This is a genomic window from Streptomyces sp. NPDC044033 (assembly GCF_056434425.1).
Genome location: NZ_JBWKFF010000026.1, coordinates 105915 through 117171, shown reverse-complemented (window position 1 = coordinate 117171; position 11257 = coordinate 105915). Strand labels below are relative to the sequence as shown.

Below are 11257 nucleotides of genomic sequence, written 5' to 3'. Positions count from 1 at the left end.
CCAAGCGTTTTTCAACGCGGCTTTTTTTCACCCCTCTCCCCCCGTCGTTTTTTCTTTTCCCCCCCCCCCCCCCCCCCCCCCCCCCCCCCCTTCTTCCCCCCCCCCCCCCCCCCCCCCCCCACTCCGCCTGGCGTGCGCGCACCGGCGGGAGTTCGCCGGCGGTGAGACCTTCGACGACGAGGACCGGGAGTACTTCTCGGACCTCGTCGCATCCGGCGGGCTCCCGGTGGACGAAGACGCCTTCGCCCAGGGGCGCACGACGTACGCCTCGATGGTCTCGGCCATGCTGGCTGAACTCGCCCCCTACGACGACGGCTTCGATCTCGCCCTGCTCGCGCACGCGACCCCGGACGCGACGCCCGGCTGGCCCATGAGCCGTCTCGCGCGGTCCACGACCCGTACAGGGCTGGCGTTCGCGGTCTCCGACCAGGGAACGACGTCGCCGTTCGCCGCGCTGCGCATGGCCGCGAGCGGCGTCGCCGTCCAGGACGGCCGCCGCGCACTGGTCCTGATCGCCGAGCAGAGCGCCGTGTGCCACCGAGGCCCGGTGCCCGAGCGACTGCGAGCCCGGTACGACACGGCCGTCGCGCTGGTCCTCGACGCCTCGGGCGGACTCGGGGCCCTCACATCGGAGCAGCGCGCCGGGGTCGGACCCGGCGAGGTGTCGGCCGTACTCACCGCGTACCTCGCACAGGCCGCGGGCGGAACAGGCCGGCCCATGCTGATCGCCGGGGCGGGCCTGACCGGCCACTGGAACGGGGCCTTCGACGGCGTCGACCTGCACACCGTCCCGCCGGGCAGGCCCGCGGCCGGAATCTGGTCGGTGCTCGCCGACCGGCTGCCGCAACTGCGCGGGACGGGCCGGGCCGTCGTCCTCGCCGACTACGACGCGGGCCTCGGTTACCTGGGGCTGTGCCGGGTGGACGTCGCGGAGGGCGGCGAAGCGACGCAGACCGGCACCGGCGACGAAAGGCGGGCCGGAACCGGTCACGAAGGCCGGAGCGGAACCGGTCACGAAGGCCGGAGCGGAACCGGTCACGAAGGCCGGAGCGGCACCGGTCACGAAGGCCGGAGCGGCACCGGCCACGAAAGAGAGACGACCCCATGACGTCGCAGAGCGACGAGACGCGCGCCGACCTCGGGCACCTCGCATTCCACCAGCGGCTCAGCGCGGTCGCGCGGACCTCCGGGGCGCTGCGTGCCGTCGAGGAGCTGTACCGCGACCTCCCTGACGGCACGCTGCTCGGCGGCCCGGCGGGCTACGCCGTGGCCCCGGCCGACCGGCTGTCCGACGCCGACCGATTGCCCGACGCCGAGCAGCTGCCCGAAGCCGAACAACTGCTCCCGGCACCGCTGCGGGACAGCGGCCTGGCAGCCGTCCGCACCGCCGCCGCCCCCCTGCCGGACGGCCGCGCCAACGCACTCGCGTGGCTGCGCCTCGGCCTGTCCCGGAGCCTGCTCGACGCCTGCCTGAACCACCTCGGACAGCGCACCGTCCACGACGCGCCCCTCCTCCGCCAGCAGCTGGTCAAAGGAGCGCTGGCCGACGCCGTCACCGACCAGACGGAGGCCGAGACCGTACTGCTCGCCGTACCGCACGACCCGGCCACCCTCGGCGACGTCCACCAACGGATCACCGGCGCCGACCGGACGCTGCTGCGCCTCCTCGGGGCGTTCGGCTTCACCGCCGAGGGCCCGGGCCGTACGGCCCTGCTCTCCGAGTTGATCGCCGACGCGTACGCCTGCCACCACCACGCACAACCAGAGGCCATCTTGTGATCGAACTCGACCGGCGCCATCGGCTGCTCCAGGGACAGGCCCGCGAGTGGTGGGCCGAGGCGCGCCCCCACGCCCTCGACGTGGACCGCGACCCGACCCTGCCCACGCGCCTGCTGCACCTCCCCGGCCTCGGCCGCCTCGCCACTCTGCAGATACCGCCCGAGTACAACCCGGATCCGCTCACCATCTCTGGCGAGCGATTCCACCTGATGACAGCCCTCGAACGCGTTGTGTACTACGAGGAGGCCGCCTGGGGCGACCTCCCCACGGCCCTGGCGGCCCCCGGCGCCCCCATGACCGGCGTCCTCGTGGACACGCTCGGGGACCAGGGGCAGAAGGAGTGGTTCTACGGCCGGGTCCTCGCCGAGCCCACATGGACCTTCTTCGCGCTGACCGAGCCCGAGCGCGGCTCCGACGCCGCCGGCCTGACCACCTCGCTCACCCGCGCCGACCCCGACGGCCCCCGGCAGCTCAACGGCTCCAAGAAGTACGTGGGCAACGCGGTCAGGGGGCAGATCGGCGTGGTGTTCGCGCGGACCGCAAGGGGGCCGCTCGGCGTCGAAGCGGTGCTCGTGGAGGCCGACGCGCCCGGCTTCACCGCGCGGCCCGTCGCCACGCTGGGCCTGCGGGGCGCCCAACTCGGCGCCATCACCCTGGACTCGGTGGAGATAGCCCCCGAACGGGCCCTGGGCAGGCATCTGTCGCCCACCCGGCGCGGCATGGCCGGCTGGCTGCGCACCTTCAACCTGCTGCGGCCCGTCGTGGCGAGCATGGGCGTCGGCCTGGCCCGCGCCGCGCACGAGTACGTACGCGCCGAACGCGGCACCCTCACCCACGACGAACAGCACCGGCTCGACGCCATGGAGCGCCGGATCGAGGCGGTGCGCCGCCTGACCCGGCGGGCCGCGGCCGCCGTCGACGCGAACGTCTCCGCCGGACAGCCGGCCTGCATGGCCAAGCTCCGCGCCGCCCGGCTCGCCGAGGACGTGACCATGGAGGCCCTGGAGTTCTTCGGCCCCGGCGCGCGCCTGGACCACCCCTGGCTGGAGAAACTGGCCCGCGATGCCCGCGGCATCGAGTACATGGAAGGCACCGAGAACATCCAGCGGCTCAGCATCTTCAACGGTCTCGCCTCGGGCGGCTCCCATGGCTGACGACCAGAGGCCCATGGCGGACGGCCACAAGTCCGTAGCGGACGGCCACAAGTCCGTGACCGACGACCACGAGCCCATAGCGGACGACCACAAGTCCGTGGCCGACGACCACAAGGACGACCGCAAGGACGACCGCAGGAAAGACTCACGGCGGACAACGGGAGCGCGGGAGACCGCGGACACCCCCCTCCCCGCGGCCTCGAAGCCACCGCCCGCCCACGGCTCGCTGCGGATCGGCCGCCTGGCCGTCCCCATGGTCATGGGGGAGATCGTCGGCTACCTCACCATGCTGATCCTGGTGGCGATGGTCGGGCGGATGGGCACCGACGCCCTGTACGTACGCTCGCTCTTCCTGCCCCTGGGGGGAGTGTTCAGCGCCGTCAACGCGGCCCTCGCCGTCAGCACCCAGGTCGCCTGCTCGATGAGCAAGGGGAAGAAGTCCCCCGAGGACGCCTTCCCCCTCACGGTGAGCATGATGAAGGTCTGGGTGGTCGTCGGCACTCTGCTCGCCCTCGTGCTGTCCCTGGGCGCACCCGCCTTCGCCGCCCTCTTCCACGTGCCCCACTCCTCCGAGCACGAGTTCATCTGGTTCCTGAGATGGATGTCCGTGGTGAGCCTGCTGGGGTTCGGACCCGCGCTGTGCGCGTCGGCGATGCGCGGCTTCGGGTTCGCACGGCAGGGCCTCGTCCTCACCCTGGTCAGCTCCGCCGTGGAGATCGCCCTCGTGGCCTGGCTCGGCCTCGGCACCGGCCTCGGGATGTACAGCCTGCCGATCGCTGCCGCCGTCTGCGCCACGGCCGGCACCGCCGTGGGCCTGTGGCTGCTGCGCCGCCTCGGCCTCTGGCAGCGCGGACAGCGCGCCCCGTGGCAGCCTGACACGCTCCGCCATGTCAAGTCCGTCGGCCTGCCCGTCGGCGCCACACTCGGCATCATCTCCCTCTACAGCCTGGCCCTGGTCTGGGTGCTTGGGCCCTTCGGCGAGGCGACCGTGGCGGGCTTCTCCACCGCCGCGTCCGTACAGAGCCTGATCATCATGCCCGCGCTCGTCCTCGGCGGTGCCACGGCGATCGTCATCAACGAACAGCGGGGCGCGGGCTCGTACGCGTCCGTGGCGCCGACCTACCGCAGCGGTCTTCTGCTGTCCTTCGCCGTCTTCGCGGTCATCGGTGTCGTGGCGTTCCTGGGACGGGACCTGATCGGCCAACTGATGACCGGCGATGCCGACGCGGCCGCGGTGGCCGGCAGATACCTGGGCATCGTGGGCCTGACCTACGCGATCGAGGGGCCGGCCCTGGTGGCTCTGACCCTGCTTGAGCACATCGGCGGCGGATGGCGCGCCATCATCTTGAACATCGTCTACTTCGGCGGGAACGTCGTGGTCGGCAGCTGGGTCGTCACCCTCGTCGACAGCCCCGACGGCCTCTACTGGACTGTCGCCGTCAACAATCTGGTCAGCGCCATATCCCTGGTCGTGGCGGCCGCCTTCATACGGCGACTCGTCGTGAACGCCAAGTCGGCCGAGGCGGTCGCGTGCTGAGGACCGACACCGTCCACCTCTGGGGCATCGATCTCGACGCGGCCCCGGCACGGCTGCGTACGGCGCTGAGCGAGGAAGAACGCCACCGGTCGGCCCGTATCCCCGATCCCGTCCTGCGCGCCCGGTTCGAGGCCGCGCGCGGCGCGGCGCGCCACATCATCGGCCGGTGCCTGTCCGAGCCGCCCGCGCGGCTCAGCTGGCGCACGGGCCGCTGGGGCAAGCCGCACATCGCCGGGCACGAGACCGCGCTGCGGTTCAGCCTGTCCCACTGCGGCGGACGGGCCCTGCTGGCCGTGACCGGCCCGCGGGACGTCGGAGTGGACCTGGAGCGGGAACGCGAGCCCGCAGACGTCCTGGCGCTGAGCCGCCGGTACTTCACGGACGAGGAGAGCGCGATGGTGGCCGGCGCCGCCGCGGCCGACCGCGCCGGGGTGTTCCTGTCGCTGTGGACGAGGAAAGAGGCCTGTACCAAGGCCGCGGGAACGCACATGCTCGGGCGCGGCCTGCGGCTTTCCGTCACGGGGACGCCCCATGCCCTCGGTGCGGTCCTCGCGCACGACCCGACCGGGCGGCTGCCGGGCGTCTGGGCCGTACGCGACGTCCCCGCACCGCCTGGACACCACGCGGCGCTCGCCCTGGACGGCGAGGCGCCGGCACACCTGACGATCCGACAGTGGGAGCCGCGGTGAACGAGAGCAGATGGGCGCCCATGCTCTGGGGCCAGGAACACTACTGGTTCCTGTACTTCGACGTCCCGGGTTACGGGGCCACCCGCGACTGCGTGAAGATCACCCGTCCCTGGCGCCTGGAAGCGGACCACTCGGACGATGCCGTCCTGGCGGCGCTCACCGCCCTGGTACGCCGGTACGAGTCGCTGCGCACCAACTTCCTCCACGACGACGCGGGCACCCCCGTCCAGGCGGTCCGCCCTCCGTGGACCGCCGCCTTCGAACTGTGCGTCGAGGGCGACGCGGCGGACATCCCAGCGGTCGCGGAACGCCTCGCGGCCCGCCCCTTCGACCCGGCCCGCGACCGGCCGGTGAGATTCGCCCTGATCAGGGAGGCGGGTGGCGGAGCCTGGGTGGTGGTGACGGCCATCCACAGCGCCATCGACGGACAGAGCTGGATGGTCCTGGAACGGGCGTTCCTCGCCCTGATCGAAGCCGGCCACGACGACGTGCCGCTGCCGCGGGCGCGGCAGCCCCGGGAGCAGGCCGAGCTCGACGCCTCCGCCGAGAGGGCCCGGTACCGCGAGCGCGCCCGCGCGTACTGGCGGGACCGCTACCGCACGATCCCGCAGGGCATGTTCCCCGACTACCGGCCCGCGCCCGTCGGATACTTCGACGGTTTCACCCCGCCGAGCCCGTACGAGCGGGTGGTCCTGAAGTCCCGGCGGCTGCCGCTGGCCGCCGAACACGTCGCGGCCGAGTACCGAGTGGCGCCCGGCGTGGTCTATCTCGCGGCCTACGGCGCCGCGCTGTCCGCGCTCTCCGGCAACGACCACTGCGTCGTGTCCATGGACACGGCCAACAGGGCCGACCCCCTGCTGTCCGCCGCGGTGGGCTGCTTCTTCCAGCCCGCGCTCGTCGTCTTCGACGTGGCGGCGCCGGACACGTCGGCGTCCCTGCTGACCAAGGTGTTCCGCGCCGTCTTGGCGGCGCAGCGGTACGCGCGCTACTCCTCCCTGGAGATGACCGAGGAACGCGCCCGCGCCGGGCACGAGCGCGGCATGAACCTGCGGGTCGGCGTCACATACAACTACTTCGCCAGGGCCCGTCCGGAGCACGGCACCACGGCACAGGACCTCACCGGCGGCGGCGCGGTGGACGACTTCGTCATCGAGAGCGCGCCCATCGACTGGCAGGACAACAGCGCCGACCTGTACCTCGCGGTGGAGACCGGCGAGGACGGCGTCACCCTGTCGATGCACGGCCATACCTCCGTCACCGACGGCGACCGCATCGCGCGCGCCCTGCGCGGCATCGGAGCGCTGATCGCCGGCTGGGCCGACGCCACCGTGCCCATGGACAGGCCGGTCCGCGAGGTTCAGGACGGACTCGCCCTGCCCCGGCGCGAGTACGGGCCGAACTGGGCCCTCGTGGACCACGCGTGGACGGACACGCGGGCGTGCGCCGCGCTTCTCAGCGGGCTCCCGCACGTCGCGACGGCCGGCGTCTTCGCCGAGGGCGCCGATACCGGCGCCTCCGCCGACCGTGCCGACCACGCCGACTGTGCCGGCGCCGAAGGCAAGGCCCGGCTCGTCGCCTACGTGGCGGGCGAGACCACCCCCGCGGCGCTCCGTACGCGACTGGCGTCCGCCCTGGTCGACAACCCCTCCCTGGTCCTGCCCCACTGGTACGTGGTGTGCGCGGACACCCCGCGGCACAGCACCCGGGAAGCCTGGGCCAAGGCTCCGGTGACCGCCGAGGGAGACGGCTTCCCGCCCGACCCCGTACCGCCGCGCACCCCCGAGGAGCGAGCCATCGCCGCAGCCGTCATCGCCCAATGCCCCGGCCACGCCGCCGACATGGCCACCCCCTACCTTCCGGCAGGCGGCAAGACGGCCCTCGCGCCCCTGGTGACCGACCACCTGCACACGCTCGGATTCACCGGCATCATCCCGGCCGACCTGCTGGGGCCGCTGCCCCTGGGCGCGGTCGCCGCGAAGCTCTCCCCGACCGCCCCTACCGGGAAGTGACGATGGACAGCACCGACGAGAACGCCCTCCGCACAGCCCCCACCACCGAGCACGACGCCGACCTCCCCGGCCTCCCCCTGACGCGGCAATGCCCCTACCACCCGCCGAAGGAGTACGAGGACCTGCGCTCGCGCGGCCCCGTAACGAAGATCCGGCTCTACGACGGGCGCGAGATCTGGGCGGTGACCGGCCACGCGGCCATCCGCTCCCTCCTGGCGGACGGCCGCCTCACCGTCGACCGGGACAAGGCCGAATTCCCCAAACTGGCACGCCTGCTGGCGCTCGGCCGCCCGGACCGCCACCCCGCGATGCGGGCGCTCCTGCGCACCGACCCGCCGCTGCACGCCGAGCAGCGCCGTGCCCTGCTGCCCGGCCTCTCGCTCAAGCGGGTGCAGAGCTGGCGGCCCGCGATCGAGGAGGCCGCGGCCGCGAGCCTGGACGCGCTGGCCGCGAGGCCGCGGGGCGAGAGCACCGAGCTGGTGGGCGCCTACATCCGGCCCGTGGTCACGGCGAGCATGCACGAGATGCTCGGCATCCCGGAGGAGGACCGCGGACGCTTCCACGACCTGATCCACCGGAACTTCGACCCCGTACCCCACCTCGGTGACTACCTGCTGTCCCTCTGCGCGGCCAAGCAGCGCGGGCCCGGCGGCGCCGAGGGCGGGGGAGGGCTCCTCGACGACCTGGCCCGTCAGGTGCGCGCCGGAACGCTGACGGCCGAACAGTTCGCGCACTACGGCACGGTCCTCATCGTCGCCGGTCAGGACGTCACCGTCAGCACCATCGCGCTCGCCGTCCTGACCCTGCTCACCCACGACGGCGAACGGGCCCGGCTGCGCGCCGACGACGCGCACTGGCCGGACACGGTCGAGGAGCTGCTGCGCTTCCTGTCCGTCACCGGGGGCATGGTCCGCGTCGCCACCGCCGACATCGAGACATCGGGCGTGACCATCCGGGCCGGGGACGGGGTGGTCCTGCTCAACCCCGCGGCCAACCGCGACCCGGACGTCTTCACCAGGCCCCACGAACTCGACCTCCGGCGGAGCGTGCGCAACCACGTCTCCTTCGGCTTCGGTGTCCACCAGTGCATCGGGCAGAACCTCGCGCGCCTGGACATCGAGGTCGCGCTGCGCAAGCTCTTCGCCCGCTTCCCGAATCTGCGGCTCGCCGTCCCGCTCGACGAAGTCCCGGTACGCCAGGGCTTGGTCTTCAGCGTCAACGCCCTCCCCGTGGAGTGGTGAGAGTGGCGAGAGCGCTGAGCGGCGTGGTGATGTGCGTGGGCCCGCGGGCAGCGGGGCCGGTCTGGTGAGGGCGACTCCCGGCTGAGGAGAGGCCAAGGCAACGGCGGTCACGGCGGCGGCGCCGGGCCGGTTCGCATGCCGGCCGAGCGCCGCTGGCGGTGCACAAGTTGCTTGGCCGTAAGGCGCATCAGCCCTTCGTACGGGGGCACTCGGGGGCCAGGACGCGCAACGCGCGACCCATGCCGCTGGGGAGGAGCTTGTGACGTCGTCTCAGGCACAAGGGAGGGGCCGCGGTGCGGGTTCCGCCGCAAGGGCCGCCGAGGAGGAGACGCTGACCGCCGCCGGTCGGGCGGGCTTCGTCGCGCGCGGTGTCGTGTACGTCCTCATCGGAGCCCTGGCGATACGCATGGCCCTGGGGGACGGAGGGGAGTCCGCGGATCGCCAAGGGGCGCTGGACCAGGTCGCGGAGCAGCCCTTCGGGAAGGTGATGCTGTGGGCGCTGGTCGTCGGATTCGGCTGTATGGCGCTGTGGCGGGGTTCTCGCGCGGTGCTCGGCAGGGGGACGGGCCGGAAGGCCGCCTCGCGGCTCCTCGACGGCGGCCGGGCGGTCTTCTACGGATCGGTCTGCTGGGGAACCGCGGTGTTCGCCGCCGGGGGCGGCCGGGGCTCCAGCGGCAACGCGAAGTCGAAGGACTGGACGGCGACGGTGCTGAAACTGTCGTACGGCCAGGTGCTGGTGGGGGCCGGCGGCTGTCTTCTGATCGGCATCGGCGCGGTGCTCGCGATACGGGCGGCGATGCGCAAGTTCCTCCGGCAGCTGGATCTCGGCACGGTGAGCCGCCGCACACGGCAGGTCGTCACCGGCCTGGGAGTGGGTGGGGGCGTGGCGCGCGGCTTGGTGTTCGCCGCGGCCGGAATCTTCATCCTGATCGCGGCCATCCGGTTCGACGCCAAAGAGGCCAAAGGCATGGACGCCACCCTCCGGAGCCTCACGCACACCCCGGCGGGCCCGTGGCTCCTGGTCGCCGTCGCGGTCGGCCTGATCCTCTTCGGCGTATTCTCCTTCGCCTCCGCGCGCTGGCGCCGCCTGTGAACAGCCGCTCGTGAACAGCGGGCCGCAACGGCCGCCAATCTGCCGGTACCGGCACGGTCCTCGACGGCGGCTCCCAACGTCCCCACACCGCCTGCGGCGATCAGCCCCCGTCCTCACGCTTCCACGCTGACGTCGACAACGTCACGACCGACTACCGCCGGCGGCCAGAGCCGTCCCCTTTCCTGCCCGTCGGTAGCGGTTGACGCACGTTGGTTAATGCCCATAGCTTATTGGCTATGAGCATTAACCACGAGGCGCACGCGACGGAGTTCCTGGAGTCCGACGGCGGGCGGCTGGCGTACGACGTTTCCGGCGCGGGCCCGTTGATCGTCCTCTCGCACGGCATCGGGCAGAACCGGACGGCCTACCGTGAAGTAGCCGCCCGCCTCGCGGCCGCCGGCTTCCGCGTCGCGCGGATGGATGTGCGCGGCCACGGCGCGTCCAGCGCTGACTGGGCGTCATACACCCACACCGACACGGCCGGCGACATCCTCGCCCTGATCAGGCACCTGGGCGGCCCCGCCGTCGTCGTCGGCCACTCCTTCAGCGGCGGCGCCGCCACCGTCGCCGCGGCCCAGCGGCCGGAACTGGTCCGCGCCGTCGTCGAGATCGGCCCGTTCACCCGCCCCCAGAAGATCGCCGCGCGGGCGCTGGCCACCCACGCCCGCTACCGCAAGGGCACCGCCCTGCTCCTGGGTGCCATCCTGCTCCGCAGCGTCCCGCTGTGGAAGCGGTACCTCGACCACGCCACCCCGGGCGCCAAGCCCGCCGGCTACGGCGACTTCCTCGCCTCCGTCGAGGAGGACCTGCGCCGGCCGGGCCGGATGGCCCTGGTCGGCAAAGCGGGCATGGGGGCCTCGACCGTCGCCGGTGCCCGGCTCGCCGACGTCCGGTGCCCGGCGCTGATCCTCATGGGCACGCTCGACCCCGACTGGCCCGATCCCGAGGCGGAGGGCGAGGGCATCGTGGCCGCGCTGCCCGCCGGACTCGGCCGCCTGATGATGATCGAGGGCGCCGGGCACTACCCGCACATCCAGTTCCCCGACGAGGTCGCCGCGGCCGTCGTGGAGGTCGCCGGGAGTGACACCCGTGGCTAGGGCGGCGCTGTCCACCGACGCGGTGGTCGACCTCGCACTCCGGGTCCTGGACGAGGACGGCCCCGCCGCCCTGACCCTGTCGGCCGTCTCCGGCCGGGCGGGAGTCAGTACGCCGTCCCTGTACAAGCACGTGCACAACCTCGCCGAGCTGCGCGCACTCGTCTCGGCCCGCATCGTCGACGACATCGCCGACCGGGCCGGGCGCGCCACGCTCGGCCGCTCCGCCGATGAGGCGGTGCGCGCGCTGATGACAGCGTGGCGCCGCTACGTACAGGAGCACCCGCACCGCTACTCGGCGGTGATCCAGAGCCCCACCCCGCAGACCGCCGAGGCCGGGAAGCGGCTGGTCGACATCCTCATCGCCGCCCTCCGCGCCTACGGGATGGAGGACTCCGCCGCGATCCACGCGGCCCGTTGCCTGCGCGCGGCCATCCACGGTTTCGCGGTCCTGGAGGCCCAGGGCGGATTCAACCTCTCCGAAAGCCTGGACGACAGCTTCGACCTGCTGGTTCATGTGCTGACCGCGGGTCTGCGGGCACCGCGCTGAATCGCACGCGCGGCGCCGCGCCACCGGTGGGGGGGGGAGGGCACGTCCGCCCCCACAGACAACACCACGGGACAACAGGAAAGAAATCCCTCAGTTGTACGAAAAACCCAG

At 72.8% G+C, this 11257-nt stretch carries 10 protein-coding genes; all 10 read left to right on the top strand.

Features of this window, described 5'->3' with window-relative positions; translation table 11 throughout:
• Positions 1 to 226 precede the first annotated feature (226 nt).
• The 10 genes from AC07AB_RS34365 (at position 227) to AC07AB_RS34320 (ending at position 11146) form a co-directional block, all read left to right on the top strand.
• Positions 227 to 1108 carry a hypothetical protein gene (locus AC07AB_RS34365; protein ID WP_478575509.1) on the top strand — a complete coding sequence of 294 codons (882 nt, stop codon included), beginning with the start codon at positions 227 to 229 and terminating at the stop codon, positions 1106 to 1108.
• Positions 1105 to 1779 (top strand): hypothetical protein, encoded by a 675-nt coding sequence (locus AC07AB_RS34360; protein ID WP_478575506.1) that lies wholly within the window; start codon positions 1105 to 1107, stop codon positions 1777 to 1779. Before AC07AB_RS34365 ends, AC07AB_RS34360 begins: the two co-directional genes overlap by 4 nt.
• The gene (locus tag AC07AB_RS34355; RefSeq protein ID WP_478575503.1) at positions 1776 to 2933 is read left to right on the top strand and encodes an acyl-CoA dehydrogenase family protein; all 1158 of its coding nucleotides are present in this window, start codon (positions 1776 to 1778) and stop codon (positions 2931 to 2933) included. Before AC07AB_RS34360 ends, AC07AB_RS34355 begins: the two co-directional genes overlap by 4 nt.
• On the top strand, positions 2926 to 4470 hold the full coding sequence (locus tag AC07AB_RS34350; protein ID WP_478575500.1) for an MATE family efflux transporter: 1545 nt from the start codon (positions 2926 to 2928) through the stop codon (positions 4468 to 4470). Before AC07AB_RS34355 ends, AC07AB_RS34350 begins: the two co-directional genes overlap by 8 nt.
• A complete protein-coding gene (locus AC07AB_RS34345) occupies positions 4464 to 5159 on the top strand; it encodes a 4'-phosphopantetheinyl transferase family protein (protein ID WP_478575498.1) in 696 nt (231 codons plus the stop codon). The genes AC07AB_RS34350 and AC07AB_RS34345 overlap by 7 nt, the downstream gene beginning before the upstream one ends.
• Positions 5156 to 7168, top strand: coding sequence for a condensation domain-containing protein (locus AC07AB_RS34340; RefSeq protein WP_478575495.1), 2013 nt, complete (start codon positions 5156 to 5158; stop codon positions 7166 to 7168). The genes AC07AB_RS34345 and AC07AB_RS34340 overlap by 4 nt, the downstream gene beginning before the upstream one ends.
• Before the next feature lie 2 nt (positions 7169 to 7170).
• Positions 7171 to 8409, top strand: coding sequence for a cytochrome P450 (locus AC07AB_RS34335; protein WP_478575492.1), 1239 nt, complete (start codon positions 7171 to 7173; stop codon positions 8407 to 8409).
• 259 nt (positions 8410 to 8668) lie between these two features.
• Positions 8669 to 9502 (top strand): DUF1206 domain-containing protein, encoded by an 834-nt coding sequence (locus AC07AB_RS34330; protein WP_478575490.1) that lies wholly within the window; start codon positions 8669 to 8671, stop codon positions 9500 to 9502.
• Between the two features lie 236 nt (positions 9503 to 9738).
• On the top strand, positions 9739 to 10599 hold the full coding sequence (locus AC07AB_RS34325; RefSeq protein ID WP_478575487.1) for an alpha/beta fold hydrolase: 861 nt from the start codon (positions 9739 to 9741) through the stop codon (positions 10597 to 10599).
• Positions 10592 to 11146 (top strand): TetR/AcrR family transcriptional regulator, encoded by a 555-nt coding sequence (locus AC07AB_RS34320; RefSeq protein ID WP_478575484.1) that lies wholly within the window; start codon positions 10592 to 10594, stop codon positions 11144 to 11146. The genes AC07AB_RS34325 and AC07AB_RS34320 overlap by 8 nt, the downstream gene beginning before the upstream one ends.
• Positions 11147 to 11257: the final 111 nt, after the last annotated feature.

What these genes read in the sequence shown, in the direction of transcription:
- AC07AB_RS34360 (WP_478575506.1), top strand. Translation starts at nt 1,105, where the DNA reads ATGACGTCGCAGAGCGACGAGACGCGCGCCGACCTCGGGCACCTCGCA.
- AC07AB_RS34350 (WP_478575500.1), top strand. Translation starts at nt 2,926, where the DNA reads ATGGCTGACGACCAGAGGCCCATGGCGGACGGCCACAAGTCCGTAGCG.
- AC07AB_RS34335 (WP_478575492.1), top strand. Translation starts at nt 7,171, where the DNA reads ATGGACAGCACCGACGAGAACGCCCTCCGCACAGCCCCCACCACCGAG.
- AC07AB_RS34325 (WP_478575487.1), top strand. Translation starts at nt 9,739, where the DNA reads ATGAGCATTAACCACGAGGCGCACGCGACGGAGTTCCTGGAGTCCGAC.